The organism is Pseudoxanthomonas sp. LjRoot143, assembly GCF_964252945.1.
Taxonomy (GTDB): Bacteria; Pseudomonadota; Gammaproteobacteria; order Xanthomonadales; family Xanthomonadaceae; genus Pseudoxanthomonas_A.
Window position 1 is genome coordinate 3,429,800 of record NZ_CAXUPM020000001.1, and the last position, 21,025, is coordinate 3,450,824.

Annotated in this window: 19 protein-coding genes; 14 read left to right on the forward strand and 5 right to left on the reverse strand. The window is 68.4% G+C overall.

The annotated features are described in order from the left end of the window. Positions 1–86: 86 nt before the first annotated feature. Both ACSQ1W_RS16645 and ACSQ1W_RS16650 read right to left on the reverse strand, forming a co-directional pair. Positions 87–3,044 (reverse strand): TonB-dependent receptor, encoded by a 2,958-nt coding sequence (locus tag ACSQ1W_RS16645; protein ID WP_436044810.1) that lies wholly within the window; start codon positions 3,042–3,044, stop codon positions 87–89. 286 nt (positions 3,045–3,330) lie between these two features. Continuing rightward, positions 3,331–4,332: a LysR substrate-binding domain-containing protein gene (locus tag ACSQ1W_RS16650; RefSeq protein ID WP_192273684.1), complete on the reverse strand. Its 1,002-nt coding sequence runs from the start codon at positions 4,330–4,332 to the stop codon at positions 3,331–3,333. A gap of 291 nt (positions 4,333–4,623) precedes the next feature. Between ACSQ1W_RS16650 and ACSQ1W_RS16655 the strand changes: the two genes are divergently transcribed. From ACSQ1W_RS16655 to ACSQ1W_RS16685, 7 genes are read left to right on the forward strand one after another with little or no spacing between them, the layout of a single operon-like run. After that, on the forward strand, positions 4,624–5,364 hold the full coding sequence (locus ACSQ1W_RS16655) for an SDR family oxidoreductase (RefSeq protein WP_436044812.1): 741 nt from the start codon (positions 4,624–4,626) through the stop codon (positions 5,362–5,364). 4 nt (positions 5,365–5,368) lie between these two features. Beyond that, on the forward strand, positions 5,369–5,992 hold the full coding sequence (locus ACSQ1W_RS16660; protein ID WP_436044813.1) for a 2-dehydro-3-deoxy-6-phosphogalactonate aldolase: 624 nt from the start codon (positions 5,369–5,371) through the stop codon (positions 5,990–5,992). Continuing rightward, positions 5,989–7,140: a galactonate dehydratase gene (gene dgoD / locus ACSQ1W_RS16665; protein ID WP_436044815.1), complete on the forward strand. Its 1,152-nt coding sequence runs from the start codon at positions 5,989–5,991 to the stop codon at positions 7,138–7,140. Before ACSQ1W_RS16660 ends, dgoD begins: the two co-directional genes overlap by 4 nt. Continuing rightward, positions 7,118–8,044 (forward strand): SMP-30/gluconolactonase/LRE family protein, encoded by a 927-nt coding sequence (locus ACSQ1W_RS16670; RefSeq protein ID WP_436044817.1) that lies wholly within the window; start codon positions 7,118–7,120, stop codon positions 8,042–8,044. Before dgoD ends, ACSQ1W_RS16670 begins: the two co-directional genes overlap by 23 nt. Further along, the gene (locus tag ACSQ1W_RS16675) at positions 8,041–8,949 is read left to right on the forward strand and encodes a 2-dehydro-3-deoxygalactonokinase (protein ID WP_436044818.1); all 909 of its coding nucleotides are present in this window, start codon (positions 8,041–8,043) and stop codon (positions 8,947–8,949) included. Before ACSQ1W_RS16670 ends, ACSQ1W_RS16675 begins: the two co-directional genes overlap by 4 nt. A gap of 10 nt (positions 8,950–8,959) precedes the next feature. Further along, positions 8,960–10,633, forward strand: coding sequence for a glycoside hydrolase family 43 protein (locus tag ACSQ1W_RS16680; RefSeq protein ID WP_436044820.1), 1,674 nt, complete (start codon positions 8,960–8,962; stop codon positions 10,631–10,633). A gap of 19 nt (positions 10,634–10,652) precedes the next feature. Beyond that, on the forward strand, positions 10,653–12,263 hold the full coding sequence (locus tag ACSQ1W_RS16685; protein WP_436044822.1) for a family 43 glycosylhydrolase: 1,611 nt from the start codon (positions 10,653–10,655) through the stop codon (positions 12,261–12,263). A 9-nt stretch (positions 12,264–12,272) separates the two neighbouring features. On the opposite strand, the gene cydX is transcribed toward ACSQ1W_RS16685, so the two are convergent. The 3 genes from cydX to ACSQ1W_RS16700 are packed head-to-tail and all read right to left on the reverse strand — an operon-like array spanning position 12,273 to position 15,148. Continuing rightward, positions 12,273–12,389 (reverse strand): cytochrome bd-I oxidase subunit CydX, encoded by a 117-nt coding sequence (gene cydX / locus ACSQ1W_RS16690; protein WP_192273691.1) that lies wholly within the window; start codon positions 12,387–12,389, stop codon positions 12,273–12,275. A gap of 11 nt (positions 12,390–12,400) precedes the next feature. After that, positions 12,401–13,549 (reverse strand): cytochrome d ubiquinol oxidase subunit II, encoded by a 1,149-nt coding sequence (gene cydB, locus ACSQ1W_RS16695; RefSeq protein ID WP_436044824.1) that lies wholly within the window; start codon positions 13,547–13,549, stop codon positions 12,401–12,403. Positions 13,550–13,561: 12 nt separating this feature from the next. Continuing rightward, complete coding sequence (locus ACSQ1W_RS16700; RefSeq protein WP_436044826.1) at positions 13,562–15,148, reverse strand: cytochrome ubiquinol oxidase subunit I; 1,587 nt, start codon at positions 15,146–15,148, stop codon at positions 13,562–13,564. A 206-nt stretch (positions 15,149–15,354) separates the two neighbouring features. Between ACSQ1W_RS16700 and ccoN the strand changes: the two genes are divergently transcribed. The 7 genes from ccoN to ACSQ1W_RS16735 all read left to right on the forward strand — a co-directional run bounded on the left by ccoN (position 15,355) and on the right by ACSQ1W_RS16735 (position 21,022). Beyond that, entirely contained in the window at positions 15,355–16,794 is a 1,440-nt protein-coding gene (ccoN, locus tag ACSQ1W_RS16705) for a cytochrome-c oxidase, cbb3-type subunit I (RefSeq protein WP_192273694.1), read from the forward strand. Between the two features lie 9 nt (positions 16,795–16,803). Next, entirely contained in the window at positions 16,804–17,424 is a 621-nt protein-coding gene (gene ccoO, locus ACSQ1W_RS16710) for a cytochrome-c oxidase, cbb3-type subunit II (RefSeq protein ID WP_192273695.1), read from the forward strand. A 3-nt stretch (positions 17,425–17,427) separates the two neighbouring features. Further along, a complete protein-coding gene (locus ACSQ1W_RS16715) occupies positions 17,428–17,568 on the forward strand; it encodes a cbb3-type cytochrome oxidase subunit 3 (protein ID WP_081420375.1) in 141 nt (46 codons plus the stop codon). Further along, positions 17,565–18,500, forward strand: coding sequence for a cytochrome-c oxidase, cbb3-type subunit III (gene ccoP, locus ACSQ1W_RS16720; RefSeq protein ID WP_192273696.1), 936 nt, complete (start codon positions 17,565–17,567; stop codon positions 18,498–18,500). The genes ACSQ1W_RS16715 and ccoP overlap by 4 nt, the downstream gene beginning before the upstream one ends. Beyond that, on the forward strand, positions 18,497–18,793 hold the full coding sequence (locus tag ACSQ1W_RS16725; protein ID WP_056880835.1) for a hypothetical protein: 297 nt from the start codon (positions 18,497–18,499) through the stop codon (positions 18,791–18,793). Before ccoP ends, ACSQ1W_RS16725 begins: the two co-directional genes overlap by 4 nt. Positions 18,794–18,914: 121 nt before the next feature. Continuing rightward, on the forward strand, positions 18,915–20,504 hold the full coding sequence (locus ACSQ1W_RS16730) for a 4Fe-4S dicluster domain-containing protein (RefSeq protein WP_436044829.1): 1,590 nt from the start codon (positions 18,915–18,917) through the stop codon (positions 20,502–20,504). After that, entirely contained in the window at positions 20,501–21,022 is a 522-nt protein-coding gene (locus ACSQ1W_RS16735) for a FixH family protein (RefSeq protein ID WP_436044831.1), read from the forward strand. Before ACSQ1W_RS16730 ends, ACSQ1W_RS16735 begins: the two co-directional genes overlap by 4 nt. Positions 21,023–21,025 lie beyond the last annotated feature (3 nt).

Below are 21,025 nucleotides of genomic sequence, written 5' to 3' on the forward strand. Positions count from 1 at the left end.
GGAGGAACAGCCGGTGCGCCGGCAGGATGCGCACCCCCTGCGACGGAACGGCCGGAGAAACACCGGCCGTTCCGCACGATGCAGCGTCAGAACGTGAAGCGGAGCGTCGCGGCGTAGCGGCGGTCGTTGACGTACCACGACGTGGTGCGCTTGCCCGCGCCGTTCTGGTCCATCAGCGTGCGCTGCTCGGCGTTGTTGAGGTTGTTCATCTCGAGGCCGAGCTGCACGTTGTCGGAGAAGCGGTAGAAGATCGACCCGTCCAGCTGGCCGAAGCTGTCGCTGTAGACCGGCAGCTTCCACGGGATGCCGCCATCGCCGCCGTTGTAGCCGTTCGGACCGATCGAGAGCAGGTACTCGCTGCGCCAGTTGTAGGCCAGGCGGATCTGCCACGGCCCCTTCTCGTAGAACGCCGCCACGTTGTAGGAGTTCTTCGACAGGCCGTCGGCCGGCAGGTCGTCGAACAGCGAGCCGTCGGTATCGACCGGGACCGCGTTCGAGGCCGCCGGGATCTTCGTGGTGCTGTCGATGTAGGTGTAGTTGGCCGACATGCCGAAACCGTCGAACGGCGCCGGCAGGAAATCGAAGAACTGGTTCCAGCCGATCTCGGCGCCCTGGATCTTCGCCTTGCCGATGTTGACCAGCCGCGACACGCGGTAGTCGTACTCGTTGCCGTCGACGCCCGGGTAGGCGAGCAGTTCGGTCTGCTGGCGGAAGTAGTCCTTGATGTCCTTGTAGAAGAAGTTCACCCAGGCCATGCCGCCGCTGTCGGGAGCGAAGTACCACTCCAGCGACAGGTCGAACTGGTTGGCCTTCATCGGCGTCAGGTACGGGTTGTCGGTGGAGCTGCCGGTGAGCTCCAGGTCCTCCGGACCCAGCTCGTCGCCCGGTTGCGGATTGACGCCGTCGCGCACGGCCACGCTGAGCACCTGATAGGCCTGCATGTCGCTGAAGGCCGGACGGGCGACCGCCTTGGACGCGGCGAAGCGCACGATCCAGTTCTCCGCCGGCTCCCACTTCACGTTGGCGCTGGGCAGCACGTCGGTGTACGAGTTCTCCGCCGAGATCGGCTCGGACTGGCCCGTACCCAGGTAGGGCGCGAACGCATTGTTCGGATAGACCAGGTAGCCTTCGGCGCTGTTCTCGGTGCGCACCACGCGGACGCCGACGTTGCCGTCGATGCGCACGTCGTCCATCGCGAAGTTCAGCATCGCGTAGGCGGCGTAGGTCTTTTCGTTCTGCACGTTGCCCCACTGCGGATCGGCGAGGTTGCGCGGGGTGATCTGGCCGTACGGTGCGCCGGGCAGGTAGTACGGGATGGCCGCACCGTGGATGTCGAGGTAGCTGTTCGGGAAGCCGAGCGCGGTCGCCAGCACGGGCGAGTAGAACGAGCCGGGCGTGGACGCGCCACCGCGGTAGAAGTTGTCGAACGTAATCAGGTTGGTGAGGCTGGAATTGACGGTGCCGTTGAGGCCCAGGCCCGGCAGCGGCACGCCGCCCGGGACGGCCCACCACTGCATCCATGGCTGGAACACGGGTTGCCAGTCGTACCCGGTGTCGACGCTGTGCGCATCGCGGTCGGTCACGCGGACGCCGACCTTGAAGGATTCGAAGAAGGTGCTGTCGAAGCTGTGCTTCAGGTCCGCACGCCACGCGACCTCATCGGCGGTGTTGTCGTCCTGGTGGTCCATGGTGAACCCCCAGTAGTAGTTCGCGGGGTTCGCGGTGAACTGGTTGTCGACGCCGATGCGCGGCACGCCGTGTCCCAGGTCGATATCGATGTAGGGCACGTTGAGGCCCAGCGATACGGTGGAATCCAGCGCCTCGGTGTTCGCCTTGATGTACTGCAGATCGGTCGAGAACTCGGTGCGGTCGCTGAACAGCCACTTCAGGCCGAACGAGTAATCGGTGGTGTCGGACTTGCGGTGCGAGGCGCGGATGTCCGTGCCCATCGGGATGTCGCCGTTCGAACGCAGGCGGCCGGAAACGAAGACGTTGCCGTCCAGTTCGTAGGGCTGGCTGGCGTCGACGCGCACCTGCAGCGGATCGTTGGACACGAAGATCGCGTCTTCGTACCAGAGTTCGTCGTAGCGGCTCTGGAACGCGGTGGCGAACAGCTCCAGGTTGTCGTTCGGCCGCCACTGCAGCGCGACGTAGGCGCCCTGCCGCTCGCGTTCGTACTCCAGCGTGCGCCAGTCGGCACCACGCGGCAGCCACAGGTTCTCGTTGGTGCCGTCGTTGTTGAGGTCGGAATTGGCCGTATTGAAGAACGGCCGCACGAACATGCCGTCGGTACGCGTGGCCAGTTCGGAATGGGCCAGGTTGACCAGGATGCCGAACTCGCCTGCGTCGGTGTCCCAGCGGTTGCTGAAGAGCACCGAGCCCGCGGGCTTCACCTTCTCGGCGAAGTCGCCACGGTTGGCGCTGAACGACATGCCGAACCGGCTGCCCTCGATGTCGAACGGCATGAAGGTGCGCAGGTCGACGCTGCCGCCCAGGCCACCTTCGATCATGTCGGCCTTCTGGTTCTTGTAGACGTCCACGCCGGCCATCAGCTCGGCGGGCACGTCCTGGAAGCTGAGCGCACGACCGCCCGAGGCGGAGAAGCTGTCGCGGCCGTTGAGTTCCGAACGCACCTGGGTCAGGCCGCGCACCTGCACGCCGCCGCCTTCGGCCGAGAAGTGCTCCGGATCGCCGACGGTCAGGAAGCGATCGATGGTGACGCCGGGGATGCGCGACAGCGTTTCCGTCACGCTGCGGTCCGGCAGCGCGCCGATGTCCAGCGCGGTCACCGAGTCGACGAAGGTGTCGGCGTCGCGCTTGATGTCCTGCGCCTTGTACACGGAGCCGCGGATGCCGGTGACGACGACCGCGTCGAGTTCGGTGGCTTTTTCGCCGTCCTGCCTGGGCGCGGCGGCGTCCTGGGCGTAGGCGGGTGCCGCCAGCATCAGGGCGATGCCGAGCGCCAGCACGGTGGGTTGCAGCTTGCGGCCGTCGGAACGGCCTGCACGAACGGCCGCCGCAGGGCGACGCTGGAGCGTTGACATGGATGTTCCCTCCCAGGACACATGACAAGCGATTGAGTTGTGGTCCCGGCCCGCGGATGTCTGCGCATCGCGTGGCCGGATGAAGCGCCCGGCGATGGCGGCCCCCGGCCGTCGTCGTCGGTGATGCGGTCGCCTCCGTGGCGGGTGTCGCGCCGGCTCCGGGCGATCAACCGGCGGCCGTGGGACCGCCGTGATGTGACTGCGGCGGGAGCATAGGCGGCGCTGACATGCCGGACCAATGAAATATTGATCGCCAGCTATATCGAACGCGCATACATGCCGTGCGTCAGTCGCCCGCCCCTTCGCCCACCAGCGGCGCATCGCCGGCCCGGGAGGGATCGGGCTCGGCGTACAGCCGCCGCGCGGTGGCCCGCAACGCCTCCAGCACGCGCTCGGCCCCCGGCGACAGCAACTGGTCGCGGCGGCGCACGATGCCGAAGAACTCCATGCGCACGCCCAGTTCGATCGGCAGCACGCACATCTGCCCGGTCTGCAGGTAGGGACCCACCGACTCCGCCGGCAGCGCGGTCAGCAGGTCGCTGTGCCGCAGCAGGTGGATGATCACCGGCAGCGAGGCGGTTTCCACGATGTTCTGCGGCGGCGGCTGGCCGTGCTCCAGGAACACGGCATCCAGCCGCGAGCGCAGCACGCTGGCGGACGGCGGCATGATCCAGCCGTAGTCGGCCAGGTCGGCATGGGTGATGCGCGGGCGCCGCGTCAGCGGATGGCCGGCGCGCACGATCACGGCATGCGGCTCGTCGGCCAGCGGCTCGAAATCCAGTTCGCCCGCGCCTTCCGGGCCCATGATGCGGCCGACCACGATGTCGAGTTGGCCATCCAGCAGCTTGGCCACCAGCGGCCGGCTGTAGTCCATTTCGACCTTGATCAGGATGTCCGGGAAATCGCGCTTCACCGCCGCGATCGCCTGCGGCACGAGCGTGGTGCCCGGGTTCACCACCGTGCCGATGGCGGCCTGCCCCATCCGGCCGCTGCGCAGCGCGGCGATCTCGTCGTGGGCGCGGCCGATTTCGGACAGCGCCGAGCGTGCGCGCCGGATCAGCACCTGCCCGTACCACGTGGGCTCCACGCCGCGCGCGTGGCGCTCGAACAGCGGCACGCCGAGCAGGCTTTCCATCTCCGCCAGCAGCTTGGAGGCGGCCGGCTGGGTCATGTTGGCGGCCTCGGCGGCGCGCAGCACCGAGCGCTGTTCGTACAGGTGCAGCAGCAGCGACAGATGGCGGGTCTTCAGGCGGGTGGCGCCGAACCAGCCGGTGGTGGGATGGACCATGGGAGCCTCCGCGCGAATGACGTATTCGCCTGCGGAATAGCCTATGACAAAAATTTCATTTGTCGTACATAGATGCCCACGCGAGGCTATGCCACGCTTCGAACGCGGTCCGTCGGCCCTGCCCGGCCGACCGCGCAGGGGATGCCCGGGGACGGCCGGCACAGGTCCGCCACGGGAGATCCCCGCATCCGATCACCGCCGGGAGGAGGGTCCCATGGCGACACCGCAGTCCGACGGCACCCCGCGTGCCGCCGCCATCGCCGCGCCCACGTCCCACGGAAGCCGGCACCCATGACCCGTCGCCTGTCCGGCAAGGTCGCGCTGGTCACCGGCGCCGCCAGCGGCATCGGCGCCGCCACCGCGCGCCTGTTCGCCAGCGAAGGCGCCACCGTCATCGGCCTCGACCGCCAGCCCGCGCCCGTCGCCGATGACGGCGTGAGCCACCATCTCGCCGACATCACCGACGCCGCCGCCGTCGACGCGGCCGTCCATGCCGCACGCGAGCGCCATGGACGCATCGATGTGCTGGTCAACAATGCCGGCGCCGACGTGTTCTCCGATCCGCTGTCGCTGTCGGACGACGACTGGGAGCGTTGCCTGGCGCTGAACCTCAAGGGCGCATGGCACCTGTGCCGCGCGGTGCTGCCGGCGATGCTGGCGCAGGGCGGAGGCTCGATCGTCAATATCGCGTCGGTGCACGCGCACAAGATCATCGCCGGCTGCTTCCCGTATCCGGTCGCCAAGCACGGGTTGATCGGGCTGACCCGCTCGCTCGGCATCGAGTACGCCGCACGCGGCATCCGGGTGAACTCGATCTCGCCCGGCCTGATCCTGGTGCCGCGCATCGAAGCGTGGTTCGAGCGCGAACCCGGCACCCGCGAGAAGCAGACGGCGCTGCTGCCGCCGCAGCGCATCGGCACCCCCGAGGAAGTGGCCTACACGGCGCTGTTCCTGGCCAGCGACGAAGCGCGCTTCATCAACGCCACCGACATCACCATCGATGGCGGCCGTTCGCAGGTCTACCACGACTGAGCACATGGACACGCCCGCCCTTCCCTTCGCCCTGCCGCTGATCGCGATCCTGCGCGGCATCACGCCCGACGAGGCGCATGCGCACGTCGGCGCACTGGTGGACGAGGGCTACGACGCCATCGAGATCCCGGCCAATTCGCCGGCGTGGGCGCGCAGCGTGCGCGTCGCGGTGAACGCGTTCGGCGATCGCGCACTGGTCGGTGCGGGCACCGTGCTGACGACCGCCGATGTCGACGCGCTGGTCGCCGCAGGCGGCCGCCTGATGGTGACGCCGAACACGCGGCCACCGGTGATCCGGCATGCCGTCGACCGCGGCCTGCAGGTCGCCGCCGGCGTCGCCACCGCCAGCGAGGCCTTCGATGCGCTCGAGGCGGGCGCGCAGATGCTCAAGCTGTTCCCCGCTTCCGTCTACGGACCGGCGATGGTGCGCGCCCTGCGCAGCGTGCTGCCGCCGGTTCCCCTATTCGCCGTCGGTGGCGTCACGCCCGACACCCTCTCCGGCTACCTCTCAGCCGGCTGTCAGGGCGCCGGCATCGGCGGCGAACTTTACACGCCCGGCCAGCCGGTCGAGCGGACGCGCGAGCACGCGCGCCGCTTCCGCCAGGCCTACCTGGACCACGCCGCATGAAGATCGTCCGCCTCACCACCTACCACGCGGCACCGCGCTGGCTGTTCCTCAAGATCGAGACCGACGAGGGCATCAGCGGCTGGGGCGAGCCGGTCATCGAAGGGCGCGCGCACGCGGTGGAAGCCGCCGTGCACGAGCTCGGCGACTACCTCGTCGGCCAGGATCCTGCGCGCATCAACGACCTGTGGCAGGTGCTCTATCGCGGCGGGTTCTATCGTGGCGGCGCGATCCTGATGAGCGCGATCGCCGGCATCGACCAGGCGCTGTGGGACATCAAGGGCAAGGCGCTCGGCGTGCCGGTGTACCAGTTGCTCGGCGGGCTGGTGCGCGACCGCATGAAGACCTATCGCTGGGTCGGTGGCGACCGCCCCGCCGACATCGTCGCGCAGATGCAGCGCTACCAGGCGCAGGGCTTCGATACGTTCAAGTTCAACGGCACCGAGGAGCTGAAGATGATCGACAGCCCGCGCGCGATCGACGCGGCGGTGGCCAAGGTCGCCGTGATCCGCGAGGCGATGGGCGACCGCGTCGATTTCGGCATCGACTTCCATGGCCGCGTCAGCGCGCCGATGGCGCGCGTGCTGCTGCGCGAGCTGGCGCCGTTCAAGCCGCTGTTCGTCGAGGAACCCGTCCTGCCGGAACAGTGGGAGTACTACCGGCCGCTGTCCGACGCGACCTCGATCCCGCTCGCCGCCGGCGAGCGCATGTATTCGCGCGCCGAGTTCAAGCCGGTGCTCGCGGCCGGCGGCCTGGCCATCCTGCAGCCCGACCTGTCGCATGCGGGCGGCATCACCGAATGCGTGAAGATCGCGGCGATGGCCGAAGCGCACGACGTGGCGCTGGCCCCGCACTGCCCGCTCGGCCCGGTGGCGCTGGCCGCCTGCCTGCAGGTGGACTTCGTCGCGCACAACGCGATGCTGCAGGAGCAGAGCATCGGCATCCACTACAACGAAGGCGCCGACCTGCTGGACTACGTCATCAACAAGGACGACTTCCGTTGCGATGCCACCGGCAGCATCGCCGCGCTGCCGCAGCCCGGCCTGGGCGTTGAGATCGACGAGGCGCGCCTGATCGAGGCGAACCGGCAGCCACCACGCTGGCGCAACCCGCTGTGGCGGCATGCCGATGGCAGCGTGGCCGAATGGTGATCCGGTGACCGCGGCGCTGGCGACCCTGGCCGTCGACAGCCGCTGCGCGCTGGGCGAAGGCATCCTGTGGTGCGAGCGCCGGCACGTGCTGTACTGGACCGACATCCTCGCCGCGGAACTGTGGCGGCACGATCCCGCGAGCGGCCACACACACACCTGGTCGTTGCCGGCGCCGCTCGGTTGCCTGGCGCTGGGCGAGGACGGCCGCCTGCTGCTCGGCCTCGCCAAAGGTCTGCATGCCAGCGATGTCGAAGCGCAGCTCGGCGCGCGCACGCTGGCGATGACCAAGCTGGCCGACGTCGACGCCGACGAGCCGATGACCCGCATCAACGACGGCCGCGCCGACCGCCACGGCGGCTTCGTGTTCGGCACCAAGAGCGAGCATGCCGACCTGCGTCCGGTCGGCCGCTTCCACCAGTACACCGCGACGCACGGCCTGCGCGAACTCGCGCTGCCGCGCGCGGCGATTCCCAATTCGATCTGCTTCGACGCGGCCGGCACGCGGCTGTACTTCTGCGACTCGGTGACGCCGCGCATCCTGCAGTGCCGCTACGACGCCGCTGCCGCGACCGTGTCGGACATCGAGGTGTTCGTCGAACTGGACGCGCCTGGCGCGGAGCCGGATGGCTCCATCGTCGATGACGAAGGCGCGCTGTGGAACGCGCAATGGGGCGCAGGCCGCGTGGTGCGCTACCTGCCGGACGGCCGCCTTGATCGCATCGTGCACGTTCCCGCACCACAGCCTTCGTGCTGCGTGCTGCGCGATGACACGCTGTACGTCACCAGCGCGCGCGTCGGACTCGATGCCGAGGCGCTGGCGGCGCACCCGTTGTCGGGTGGCGTCTTCTCGCACCGCAACGAACGCCCCCTCGCGCGCAGCGGGGATCGGGTGCGCCTGCCATGATCGCGATCGACTGGGGTACCAGCAGCCTGCGCCTGTACCGGATGGCCGAGGACGGCCAGGTCCGCGAGCGGCGGCGCAGCGACCAGGGCGTGCTGGCCTGCGATGGCCGTTTCGGCGAAGTGCTGGCGCGCGAGATCGCGGGCTGGGACGACGTCGACGTCCTGCTGTGCGGCATGGTCGGCGGACGCGGTGGCTGGCACGAGATGCCCTACCTGCCCTGCCCCGCCGGCAACCACGCGCTGGCGCTCGGCATGCAGCGCTTCCAGCCGCCCGGTTTCGACGACCGCGCACTGTGGCTGGTGCCGGGACTGCGCGACAGCGAGTCCGACCGCGTGCCCGACGTGATGCGCGGCGAGGAAACCCAACTGGCGGCGCTGCTCGACGTGCTGACCGGCGGCACCCATCTGGTCTGCCTGCCGGGTACGCACAGCAAGTGGGTCACCGTGCGTGATGGCCAAGTGCAGCGGATCGCGACGGCAATGACCGGCGAACTGTATGCGCTGCTGCGCCAGCACAGCATCCTCGGCCGGTTGATGCCGGCCGGCGAGGTGCGCTTCGATGGCTACGCCTTCGATGCCGGCCTCAAGCGCAGCGCCGACGGCGGCGGCCTGCTGCACCATCTGTTCGGCGTACGCACGACCGGCCTGTTCCAGCAGTTCGCCGAGCCCGCGCTGCCGTCGTACCTGTCCGGCCTGCTGATCGGCCACGAGCTGCGCGCGTCGGGCCTGCTGTCGCACGCACCGCGACCGGCGCAGGTGCACCTGATCGGCAACGACCGGCTGCTGGCGTCGTACGCGCATGCGCTGACCACGCTCGGCGTCGGCGTGCAGCGCCACCCCGAAGACCTGGCCGCGCGCGGCCTGCATGCGCTATGGGCGCGCCGCATGAGCGCCGCCACGACGTGAGGAGGACACGATGCTGAAGCGATGTGCCGTGGCGCTGGTGATGGCGCTGTCGATGACCTCGGCCCGGGCCGGCGACGCGGTATTCCGCGAGGTGCGCTATGCCGGCGACGACGGCGGCCCGCCGGTCGGCGCGACGCAGTACCGCAATCCGGTGGTGGCCGGCTTCTATCCGGATCCCTCGGCGATCCGCGTCGGCGACGACTTCTATCTCGTTACCTCGACCTTCGGCTATTTCCCAGGCCTGCCGGTCTTCCACAGCACCGATCTCGTCTCGTGGACGCAGGTCGGCAACGCGATCCATCGCCCAGGACAGATCGACTATGGCGACAAGGAAGAACTGACGCGCGGCCTGTTCGCCGCCACGCTGGCGCACCACGACGGCACGTTCTACATCGCCAATACGTGTTTCTATTGCGACCGCGGCAACTTCGTCGTCACCGCGAAGAATCCGGCCGGGCCCTGGTCGGATCCGGTCTGGCTCGATGTCACCGGCATCGATCCGTCGCTGTTCTTCGACGACGACGGCAGCGCGTGGGTGGTGCACAACGACGTGCCCGACGGGAAGCTGCGCTACGACGGCCATCGCGCGATCTGGCTGCAGCGTTTCGATTTCGCCAAGCGGGAACGGATCGGCCAGCGCATCCTGCTGGTGGACGGCGGCGCCGACCCGGCGACGAACCCCGAGCATGTCGAAGGCCCGCATGTCTTCAAGCACGAAGGCTGGTACTACCTGACCGCAGCCGAGGGCGGCACCGGCGAACAGCATGCGCAGATGGTGTGGCGCAGCCGCGCACTGACCGGCCCCTACCAGCCCTCGCCGTCCAATCCGTCGCTGACCCAGCGCGACCTGGACCCGACGCGCGCCGACCCGGTGACCTCCACCGGCCACGCGCAGTTCGTGAAGCTCAAGGACGGCACGTGGTGGGCGGTGTTCCTCGCCACGCGGCCGTATCGCGGCAACCAGTACAACCTGGGGCGCGAAACCTTCCTGCTGCCGGTCGCATGGAAGGATGGCTGGCCGGTGATCCTGCCGCGCGGCGAGCGCGTGCCGATGGTCGTGCAGCGACCGGACCTGCCGCGCAATCCGCAGCCGCTGCCGACCAGCGGACCGATCACCTGGACCGAACGCTTCGATGCCGCATCACTGCCGCTGTCGTGGATGACGCTGCATCCACCAAAGACGACGTGGTACTCCACCGGCGCACGGGGGCTGACGCTGACGCCCGGCACGATGCCGCTCGGCGCCTTCGGCATCACGCCCGGCCAGCCGGTCTACGTCGCGCACCGCCTGCAGCACCACAAGGCGACGCTGGAAACCACGCTCGCGGCCTTCGACCCGGCGGTCGGCGAGCTCGCCGGCCTCGCGCTGCTGCAGAACGAGTACGGCCACTACGTGCTCGGCGTCGAGCGCGATGCGCAAGGCCTGGCGGTGTCGCTGTACCGGCGCAGCGGGCGCGACGGCGCGAAGGAAGGCGACCGGCTCGCACGCCTGCCGCTGGACGCCGGACATGGCCCCGTGTCGCTGCGCTTCCGGCTCGACGGCCCGCGCCTGGACGCGGAGTACGCGCTCGCGACCGGCGACTGGAAGACCGTCGCCACCGGCCTGGACGCCAGTCTGCTGAGCGTGGAAACGGCGGGCGGCTTCATCGGCAACACCTTCGGTCCTTACGCGCTGCGGCGCTGACCGCGACTCGGGAGTCGACATGCCAGGCACCTCGCGTCGCGCCCTGTTCAAGGCCGGACTCGCCGGCCTCGCCACCTGGCCGCTGCCGTCGCGCGCGTCGGCGCCCACCGCCTGCACGCCCGCACCGCCGTCGCACGCGACCGGCATCGAGGGCCAGCGCAAGGCCGATCTCGGCGACGGTACCTACCTCAATCCCATCGTCGCCGGCGACCGCCCCGATCCCACGATCCTCAAGGATGGCGACGACTACTACATGACGTTCTCGTCGTTCGACGCCTATCCCGGGCTGGTGATCTGGCATTCGACCGACCTGGTCAACTGGACGCCGCTCGGGCCCGCGCTGCACACGAATGTCGGCACGGTGTGGGCCGTCGACCTGTGCAAGCACGGCGACCGCTATTTCATCTACCTGCCGACGCTGGCGCCGGGCGGCGCATGGAAGATCCACGCGATCTGGGCCGACGACATCCGCGGCCCGTGGAGCGCACCGGTCGACCTGCGCATCGACGGCTGCATCGATCCCGGCCATGCGGTCGGCGAAGACGGCAGGCGCTACCTGTTCGTCAACGGCATCCGCAAGGTGCGGCTGACCGACGATGGCCTGGCGACCGACGGCGCGCTGGAGCACGCGTACAGCCCGTGGCGCTATCCGGACGACTGGATCACCGAGAACTTCGCGCCGGAAGGCCCCAAGCTGACGCGGCGAGGCGACTGGTTCTACCTGGTCACCGCGGTCGGCGGCACTGCCGGCCCGGTCACCGGGCACATGGTGATCGCCGCACGCTCGCGCTCGATCCACGGGCCCTGGGAACACTGTCCGCACAACCCGCTCGTGCGCACGCAGGATGTCGCGGAACCATGGTGGTCGCGCGGGCACGCGACGCTGGTCGAAGGCCCCGCGGGCGATGGGTGGATGGTCTACCACGGCTACGAGAACGGCTATCGCACGCTTGGGCGCCAGACGCTGCTGGAGCCCATCGAATGGACGGACGACGGCTGGTTCCGCGCGCACGGCGGCGACCTGTCGCGCCCGTTGCCTGTTCCGCGCGGCGGCAAGGCACGCACCGCCGGCGCTGCACTGTCAGACGATTTCTCGGCCGACCGGTTCGGCGCGCAATGGGCTTTCCACGCACCACGACCGGACGAGATGCAGCGCGTGCGTTACGGCGACAAGGCCTTGCACTTGGCAGGTGCAGGCACCTCGCCTGCCGATGGCAGCGTGCTGGCCTGCGTCGTCGGCGACCGCGCTTACCAGGCCGAAGTGACGCTGACGCTGGTCGATGGCGGCGAAGGCGGCCTGCTGCTGTTCTACAACCCGAAGGCCTTCGTCGGCCTCGGCTTCGCCGCGGAGGGGTTGCGCGTGTTCCAGTACGCGGAGGAACAGACCTGGGCGCGGCAGGCGCTGCCGACGCGACGGGTCCGCCTGCGCCTGACCTACGACCATCATGTGGTGACCTGGCATCACTCGCGCGACGACGGCCGCACCTGGACGCGACTGGATACGCGGATGGAAGTGTCGGGCCTGCACCACAACGTGTTCGGCGGCTTCCTCAGCCTGCGCGTGGCGCTCTACAGCGCAGGCACGGGCTCGGTGGCGTTCAGCGACTTCCGCTATCGCGCGCTCGGCTGATGCGCGGCGCTAGGTGCCGCGATCGTCGCGGTCGCGGTCGTTCTCGCGCATCTCGTACCACATGCCGTTGAGGATGGCGAAGCTCGCCGCCAGTCCGGCGCCCAGGATCCAGCTGAAGTACCACATGGTCGTGCTCCTCAATACGCGTTGTGGTTCTGTTCCATGCTTTCGGGACTGACCTTGCCGCGCAGCACGCGGTACACCCACGAGGTGTAGAGCAGGATCAGCGGCAGGAAGATGCAGGTGGCCACCAGCATCACGAACAGCGTCATGTGGCTGGACGAGGCATCCCACAGCGTCAGGCTCGACGCAGGATGCGTCGAGGACGGCAGCAGGAACGGAAACACCGCCAGCCCCTCGGTCAGGATGATCGACGCGATGGCCAGCGCCGATGCCAGGAACGCCGCCATGCCGCGGCCGCCGCGCAGCAGCCAGGCGGCTGCGAGCGCACCGGCCACGCCGAGCACCGGGAAGATCCACGTCCACGGCATGGCCTGGTAGTTGGCCATCCATCCACCACGCGTGCTCGCCACCTGCTTGAACAGCGGATTGGAGGCGGCGTCGGTCACGGACGCACCCACCACGGCATAGCCGTCCACGCCGAGGGCCAGCCATACGCCGGCCAGCACGAACAGCACGGCGGTCGCCAGCGCCGCCACGCTGCCGAAACGCCGCGCCCGCAATGCAACGGGCCCATCGGTCTTGATCACCAGCATGCTGGCACCGTGGGCCACCAGCATCGCCACGCTGACCAGGCCGCACAGCACCGCGAAGGGCGACAGCAGCGCGAAGAATCCGCCGGCGTAATGGATGCGCAGGGTGTCGTCGAAATGGAACGGCACGCCCAGCAGCACGTTGCCCATCGCCACGCCGAACACCAGCGCGGGCACGAAGCCGCCGACGAACAGCGCCCAGTCCCACACGGCGCGCCAGCGCGGATCTTCCACCTTGCTGCGGAACTTGAAACCGACCGGCCGCAGGATCAGCGCGAACAGGATCAGGAACATCGCCAGGTAGAAGCCCGAGAAGCTGACCGCGTACAGCGCCGGGAAGGCCGCGAAAATCGAGCCGCCGCCGAGGATCAGCCAGACCTGGTTGCCTTCCCATACCGGCCCGACGACGTTGAGGACCAGCCGGCGCTCGGCGTCGGTACGCGCCACCGCCGGCAGCAGCGTGCCGATGCCGAGGTCGAAGCCGTCCATCACCGCGAAGCCGATCAGCAGGATGCCCAGCAGCAGCCACCAGATCAGGCGCAGGGTCGCGTAGTCGAGGGGAATCGTGTCCATGTCGTCCTCCTGTCAGGCTTCGGTCGCGGAAGCGGGTGCCAGCGGCGCGCCATCGCGGTCCGCCCGGTGTTCGCCACCGGGCACGTCGTCCGGCCCCTTCAGGATCGTTTTGCGCAGCAGGTACACGTCGATGACGGCCAGCGTCGTGTACACGAGCACGAAGCCGGTGAGCGAGATGACGACCTGGTGCAGTTGCAGTCCCGACGCCGCCATGAAGGTCGGCAGCACGCCGTCGATGGCCCAAGGCTGTCGTCCGTACTCGGCGATCAGCCAACCGGCCTCGATCGCCAGCCACGGCAGCGGCAGGCTGTAGAGCGCGAGCTTGAGGAACCAGCGGTAGCGGTCCAGCTTCTGCACCGTCGCCAGCCAGAACGCCAGCGCGAAGAAGGCGATGAAGTAGAAGCCGATGCCCGCCATCAGGCGGAAGCTCCAGAACAGTGGCGCCACGTGCGGAATGGTGTCGGCGGCCGCGCGTGCGATCTCCTGCTCGGAAGCGTTGAGGATGTCCTCGCGATAACGCTTCAGCAGCAGCGCATAGCCCATGTCGCGCCAGTGCTCGTCGAAGGCCGCCTTGGCCTGCACGTCCGCGCGGTCGGCACGCAGCTGCTGGAGCGCCGCGTAGGCCAGCTGCCCGTTGCGGACGCGCACCTCGGCGCGTTCGACCAGTTCGCCGATGCCCGGGATCTCGGTATTGAACGAGCGCGTGCCGATGAGTCCCATGACCCACGGAACGTGCACCGCGTAATCGTTGGCGCGACCCTCCTGGTCGGGAATCGCGAAGACGGTGAAGCCCGCCGGTGCCGGCTCGGTTTCCCACATCGCCTCGATCGCGGCCAGCTTCATCTTCTGGTTCTCGCCGGCCACGTAACCGCTCTCGTCGCCCAGCACCACCACCGACAGCGCCGCCGCCAGGCCGAAGCTCGCCGCCACCGCCATCGAACGCTTGGCCAGGTCGGCGTGCCGCCCGCGCAGCAGGTAGAACGCGCTGATCGACATCACGAAGACCGCGCCGAGCAGGTAGCCCGCGCTGACCGTGTGCACGAACTTGGCCTGCGCGACCGGGTTGAACAGCACGGCGGCGAAGTCGGTGACTTCCATGCGCATCGTGGCGGGATTGAACTCGGCCCCGACCGGATACTGCATCCAGCCGTTGGCGATCAGGATCCACAGCGCCGAGAAATTGGTGCCCAGCGCGACCAGCCAGGTCACCATCAGGTGCTGCACCTTGCTCAGCTTGTCCCAGCCGAAGAAGAACAGGCCGATGAAGGTGGCCTCGAGGAAGAACGCCATCAGGCCCTCGATGGCCAGCGGCGCGCCGAAGATGTCGCCGACGTAGTGGCTGTAGTACGACCAGTTCATGCCGAACTGGAACTCCATCACGATGCCGGTGGCCACGCCCATGGCGAAGTTGATGCCGAACAGCGTGCCCCAGAACATCGTCATGCGCCGCCAGATGTCGCGCCCCGTCATGACATAGACGCTCTCCATGATGGCGATCATGAAGGACAGCCCCAGGGTCAGGGGCACGAACAGGAAGTGGTACATCGCCGTCAGCGCGAACTGCAGACGGGACAGCTCGACGACGGTCATGTCCGGCATGGCAGTGCGGCTCCCGGTTGTCTGCGGGGATTCTAGCCCCCGTCATGTCACGGGAAGGGGCGACCATCTGTCGCACCCCCCTTCCCGCCGCCCTGCGGCATCCTGCGCGCCCCATGGCCGCCGGCCACGGGGAGGGGTTGATCCTGATCAATGCGGCCTGCCTGAACAGGCCCTAGAATCCACCGTACCAGAATAGGAGAGGCCGCATGCAAGGCGTCCAGGGGACTTACAACGACAAGGTGGTGCGCCAGTTCACGGTGATGACCGTGGTCTGGGGCATCGTGGGGATGCTGGTGGGGGTGCTGATCGCCGCCCAGCTGTACTGGCCGGCGCTGAACTTCGATCTGCCGTGGCTGAGCTACGGCCGGCTGCGGCCGCTGCACACCAACGCGGTGATCTTCGCGTTCGGCGGCTGCGCGCTGTTCGCCACCAGCCTGCACGTGGTGCAGCGGACCAGCCACGTCCGGCTGCTCTCCGACAAGCTGGCGGCCTTCGTGTTCTGGGGCTGGCAGCTGGTCATCGTGGCCGCCGCCGTCTCGCTGCCGCTGGGCCTGACCCAGGGCAAGGAGTACGCCGAGCTGATCTGGCCGATCGACGTGCTGATCGCGGTGGTCTGGGTGTCCTACGCCGTGCTGTTCTTCGGCACCATCGCCAAGCGCGCGGTCAAGCACATCTACGTGGCCAACTGGTTCTTCGGCGCCTACATCATCGCCGTGGCATTGCTGCACATCGTCAACAGCCTGGCGCTACCGAGCAGCCTGCTGCATTCGTATCCGGTGTACAGCGGCGCGGTCGACGCCATGGTGCAGTGGTGGTACGGCCACAACGCGGTCGGCTTCTTCCTGACCGCCGGCTTCCTCGGCATGATGTATTACTTCGTGCCGAAGCAGGCCGGCCGCCCGGTCTACTCGTACCGCCTGTCGATCGTGCACTTCTGGGCGCTGATCGCCATCTACATGTGGGCCGGCCCGCACCACCTGCACTACACCGCGCTGCCGGACTGGGCGCAGAGCCTGGGCATGGTGTTCTCGCTGATCCTGCTGGCGCCCAGCTGGGGCGGCGCCATCAACGGCGTGCTGACCCTCTCGGGCGTGTGGCACAAGCTGCGCACCGACCCGATCCTGAAGTTCCTGATCGTCTCGCTGTCGTTCTACATGATGTCGACCTTCGAAGGTCCCATGATGTCGATCAAGACGGTCAACTCGCTGAGCCACTACACCGACTGGACCATCGGCCACGTGCACGCCGGTGCGCTGGGCTGGGTCGCGATGATCACCATCGGCTCGGTCTACGCGATGCTGCCCAAGCTGCTGGGCCGCGAGCAGATGTTCTCGATCAAGGCCATCGACACGCACTTCTGGCTGCACACCCTGGGCGTGGTGTTCTACATCGCCTCGATGTGGATCGCCGGCGTGATGCAGGGCCTGATGTGGCGCGCCACCAACGCCGACGGCACGCTGACTTACAGCTTCGTCGAAGCGCTGAACGCCACCTACCCCTACTACCTGGTCCGCCTGGGCGGCGGCCTGCTGGTCTTCGCCGGCATGTTGCTGATGGCCTGGAATACCTGGAAGACCTTCCAGGCCGCCAAGTCCACCGCGCCGCAGCCGATCCTGCCGCCCGATGCCAGCCAAGCGCGCGCCTGAGGAACCGACATGAGCAACGGAAATTCACACGAGAAAGTCGAGAAGAACGTCGGCCTGATGGCCGTGTTGATCGCGGTGGCGGTGTCGTTCGGCGGCCTGGCCGAGATCGTCCCGCTGATGTTCCAGGCCGAGGCGATCGAGCCGCTGGAGGGCGTGAAGCCCTATCCCGCGCTGGAGCTGGCCGGCCGCGACATCTACATCCGCGAGGGCTGCTACAACTGCCACTCGCAGATGATCCGCACGCTGCGGTTCGAGACCGAACGCTACGGCCACTACTCGCTGGCCGGCGAATCGGTCTACGACCGCCCGTTCCAGTGGGGCAGCAAGCGCACCGGACCGGACCTGGCCCGCGTGGGCGGACGCTATTCCGACGACTGGCACCGCGTGCACCTGATCAATCCGCGCGACGTGGTGCCGGAGTCGAACATGCCGTCGTTCCCCTGGCTGGAGAACGCGAAGGTCGACGGCGCCGACATCGCCCAGCGCATGAAGACGCTGCAGCGCATCGGCGATCCGTACACCGACGAAGAAATCAACAACGCCGCCACCGACGTGGAAGGCAAGACAGAACTGGACGCCGTGGTCGCCTACCTGCAAGGGCTGGGCAAGGCCGCGCCGAGGGGAGGCTGAGCCATGGTATCGGGGATCGTGACCGGGGCACTGATCGTGCTCTTCATCGCCGGCTGGGTGTGGGCGTGGAGCCCGCGCCGCAAGGCGGATTTCGAGAATGCGGCGCGCATGCCGCTGGGTGAGGAAGGGGAGAACAACCCATGAGCGCTGGCTGGATCTGGTTCATCGTCGCGCTGGTCGTACTGAACATCCTGGGCTGCGTGTGGCTGCTGTGGTGGACCGGCCGGCGCCGTCCGGGCGACCCGGCACCGGAAGACACCTCGCATGTGTGGGACGGCGACCTCACCGAGTACAACAAGCCGCTGCCCAAGTGGTGGATCAACCTCTTCTACATCACCATCGTCTTCAGCATCGGCTACATCGCGTGGTACGGCGGTCTCGGCGTCATCCCGGGCTACGCCAAGTGGTCGTCCTCCGGCGAGCACGACCAGGTGAAGGCCGTGCAGGACAAGAAGCTGGAAGCCACCTTCGCGCCGTTCGCCAACCAGCCGATCGATGCGCTCGCCAAGGATCCCAAGGCGCTGGCCCTGGGCCGTTCGATCTTCAACAACACCTGCGCCACCTGCCATGGCTCCACCGGTCAGGGCGCGATCGGGTATCCCAACCTGACCGACAGCATCTGGCATTGGGGCGGCACGCCGGACCTGGTGCTGCAGACGGTGCTGGACGGCCGCGAGGGCGTGATGCCGGAGTGGGGCACCGCGCTGACCAGCATGGGCGGCCAGAACGCTGTCGACTACGTCATCGCCTACGTCAACGTGCTCAACAATCCGCAGGAAGGCATGAGCAACAACTTCATGGCCGCCCAGGGCAAGCCGCTGTACGATGGCCTCTGCGTCGCCTGTCACGGTGTGGACGGCAAGGGCAACCAGGAACTCGGTGCGCCCGACCTGACCGACGATTACTGGCTGTACGGCAACAGCAAGGAAAGCATGCGCACGACGATCACCAAGGGCCGTCATGGTGTGATGCCCGCCCACCGCGAACTGCTGGGCGAGACGCGTGCGCGCCTCGTGGCCTCCTATGTCTGGTCGCTGTCGCACAAGGAGGGTCAGGCGGCAGCCGGCGCGAAATGACCGATTTCACCGAGCCCCGCCTCGACCACCCGCCCCGGCCGCTCGCGCAGCGCGTCGGGGCGGTGCTCTGGCCCAGCTTCTTCGCCGCCGGCGTCGCGACGATGGTGTTCTTCGCCTTCGTCGACCCGCTGACGCTGCGCGACATGACCTTCCCCGACCTGGCGATCAGCCGCGAACTCGGCTACACGCTGGGTTTCTTCATGTTCTGGCTGGCGACCGCCGCCAGCAGCCTGTTCACCTGGATCCTGCTGCGCCCCGCCAGCCGCTTCAACCGCGCGCTGCCGCCGGACTGAGCGCACGTCCGCGCGCCATCACGGCCGCCGCTGCGCGCCGGTGGCGCGACCTGCGACAAACCGTCGCTCCCCGCTGCGCGCCACCGGCGCGAGCATGACGCCAGCCAAGACAGACACCGCCATGTCCACGCCAGCCTCGCCCTCCCCTGCTCCCGACAGCAAGCGCCGCATCCCGCTGGATGTGGTCGATGCGCAGGGCAACTCGTTCTACGTCAGCGAACGCAAGGTGTATCCGCGCGACGTGGCAGGCCCGCTCAACCGCCTGCGTGTGGCCGCCGTGTGGTGGCTGCTGGGCATGTACTACGTGTTTCCGTGGCTGAAATGGGACGACCGCCAGGCCGTGCTGTTCGACCTCCCGGCGCGCAAGTTCTACGTGTTCGGACTGGTGTTCTGGCCGCAGGATTTCCTGCTGCTGGCGGTGCTGCTGATCATCGCCGCGATGGCGCTGTTCTTCTTCACCGCGTTGGCCGGACGCCTGTGGTGCGGCTACGCATGCCCGCAGACGGTGTGGACCGAAGTGTTCCTGTGGATGGAGCGCTGGACCGAGGGCGACCGCAGTGCGCGCATGAAGCTGGATGCCGCGCCGTGGAGCGCCAACAAGCTGCTGCGCAAGGGCGGCAAGCACGTATTGTGGGCGGTGTTCGCGCTGTGGACCGGCTTCACCTTCGTCGGCTTCTTCACCCCCATCACCGATCTCGGCGCGCGCCTGTGGCCGTTCGCCTGGGGCGGCTGGGAGACCTTCTGGGTGTTCTTCTACGCGCTGGCCACGTGGGGCTTCGCCGGCTTCCTGCGCGAGCAGGTCTGCAAGTACATGTGCCCCTACGCGCGCTTCCAGGCGGCGATGTTCGACCGCAATACGCTGATCATCGCCTACGACCCGATGCGCGGCGAACCGCGCGGCCCGCGCAAGCGCGGCCTCGGCAGTGTGCTGGAACGCGCGCGCGGCCTGCTGCAGAACACCACGGCCTACGACTACGTGATGCGCGCCGCCGCGCATCCCACCCTTGCCGACCAGCGGCTCGGGGCGCACGGCACCATCACCTTCGCCGGTGCCGGCGCGGTGGTCGAGCCGCTGCCGAAGTTCGCGCCCGACCAGCTGGGCGACTGCATCGACTGCACGATCTGCGTGCAGGTCTGCCCCACCGGCATCGATATCCGCAACGGCCTGCAGTACGAGTGCATCGCCTGCGGCGCGTGCATCGACGCGTGCGACGACGTGATGGACAAGATGGGGTATCCGCACGGCCTGATCCGCTACACCACCCAGAACGCCATCGACGGCAAACCGTCGAAGGTGCTGCGCCCGCGCATCTTCGTCTACGGCGCGATCCTGCTTGCGCTGGTCGCCGCATGGGGCTGGGGCGTGTTCAACCGCGACGTGCTGATCGCCGAAGTCCTGCGCGACCGCAATGCGCTGTATCGCGAGGTCGCCGGCGACCAGGTCGAGAACAGCTACACGCTCAAGCTGGTCAACAAGGACCAGCAGTCGCATGGCTATCTCGTCACCCTGGCATCGGCGTCGCCCGGCATCCGCCTGCGCGATGGCGAGCTGACCGTTCGCGCGGAACCCGAGGAAGTCCTGTCGCTGGCCGTCACCGCCACCGCTCCCGCCACCCTCCGCGGCCGCCATGCCGTAACGTTCACCGTTCGCGATGTCGACACCGGCACCGAGAAGACCGTGGACAGCAGCTACTTCGGACCGATCCAATGACGACGAAAACCGATTCCTCCGCCGGCAACGGCCGGCCGTTCTGGAAAGAGCCGATGGTGTGGCTGGTGTGGGGTCTGCCGCTGGCCTCCGTCGTCGCCGGCATCTGGCTGGTGGTGACCGCCGTGCGCGCCGGCGGCGCGGATCCGGTCATCGACGACGTGCAGCGCGTGTCGCAGATCCAGACCACCGACCTGGGACCCGACGAGCGCGCAGCGCAGCGCCAACTCAGCGCGATCCTGCAGGTGCGCCCCGATCACGTGGAGCTGACCGCGGTGACCGGCGAGTTCGGTCGCGAGACCGGGCTCGTCCTCGTGATGACGCACCCCACCGAGGCCGCGCAGGACGTGCGCCTGCCGCTGGCGCGCACCACCACCGGCTGGACTGCGCCCGCCGAGATCGACACGCGCCACGACTGGAACCTGCAGCTGACGCCCGACAACGCCCAGTGGCGCATCCGCGGCCGCCTGCAGAAGGACACGCAGGCCTCGCGCCTGGCGCCGTCCCTCGGGGGCGGCTGAGTC

Coding starts and splice junctions, on each gene's coding strand:
- ACSQ1W_RS16660 (WP_436044813.1), top strand. CDS start 5,369: ATGGACACGCCCGCCCTTCCCTTCGCCCTGCCGCTGATCGCGATCCTG.
- ACSQ1W_RS16650 (WP_192273684.1), bottom strand. CDS start 4,332: ATGGTCCATCCCACCACCGGCTGGTTCGGCGCCACCCGCCTGAAGACC.
- ACSQ1W_RS16700 (WP_436044826.1), bottom strand. CDS start 15,148: ATGCCGGACATGACCGTCGTCGAGCTGTCCCGTCTGCAGTTCGCGCTG.
- cydX (WP_192273691.1), bottom strand. CDS start 12,389: ATGTGGTACTTCAGCTGGATCCTGGGCGCCGGACTGGCGGCGAGCTTC.
- ccoO (WP_192273695.1), top strand. CDS start 16,804: ATGAGCAACGGAAATTCACACGAGAAAGTCGAGAAGAACGTCGGCCTG.
- ACSQ1W_RS16680 (WP_436044820.1), top strand. CDS start 8,960: ATGCTGAAGCGATGTGCCGTGGCGCTGGTGATGGCGCTGTCGATGACC.
- ACSQ1W_RS16730 (WP_436044829.1), top strand. CDS start 18,915: ATGTCCACGCCAGCCTCGCCCTCCCCTGCTCCCGACAGCAAGCGCCGC.
- dgoD (WP_436044815.1), top strand. CDS start 5,989: ATGAAGATCGTCCGCCTCACCACCTACCACGCGGCACCGCGCTGGCTG.
- ACSQ1W_RS16715 (WP_081420375.1), top strand. CDS start 17,428: ATGGTATCGGGGATCGTGACCGGGGCACTGATCGTGCTCTTCATCGCC.
- ACSQ1W_RS16675 (WP_436044818.1), top strand. CDS start 8,041: ATGATCGCGATCGACTGGGGTACCAGCAGCCTGCGCCTGTACCGGATG.
- ACSQ1W_RS16655 (WP_436044812.1), top strand. CDS start 4,624: ATGACCCGTCGCCTGTCCGGCAAGGTCGCGCTGGTCACCGGCGCCGCC.
- ACSQ1W_RS16735 (WP_436044831.1), top strand. CDS start 20,501: ATGACGACGAAAACCGATTCCTCCGCCGGCAACGGCCGGCCGTTCTGG.
- cydB (WP_436044824.1), bottom strand. CDS start 13,549: ATGGACACGATTCCCCTCGACTACGCGACCCTGCGCCTGATCTGGTGG.
- ACSQ1W_RS16725 (WP_056880835.1), top strand. CDS start 18,497: ATGACCGATTTCACCGAGCCCCGCCTCGACCACCCGCCCCGGCCGCTC.
- ACSQ1W_RS16645 (WP_436044810.1), bottom strand. CDS start 3,044: ATGTCAACGCTCCAGCGTCGCCCTGCGGCGGCCGTTCGTGCAGGCCGT.
- ccoP (WP_192273696.1), top strand. CDS start 17,565: ATGAGCGCTGGCTGGATCTGGTTCATCGTCGCGCTGGTCGTACTGAAC.
- ACSQ1W_RS16670 (WP_436044817.1), top strand. CDS start 7,118: ATGGCAGCGTGGCCGAATGGTGATCCGGTGACCGCGGCGCTGGCGACC.
- ccoN (WP_192273694.1), top strand. CDS start 15,355: ATGCAAGGCGTCCAGGGGACTTACAACGACAAGGTGGTGCGCCAGTTC.
- ACSQ1W_RS16685 (WP_436044822.1), top strand. CDS start 10,653: ATGCCAGGCACCTCGCGTCGCGCCCTGTTCAAGGCCGGACTCGCCGGC.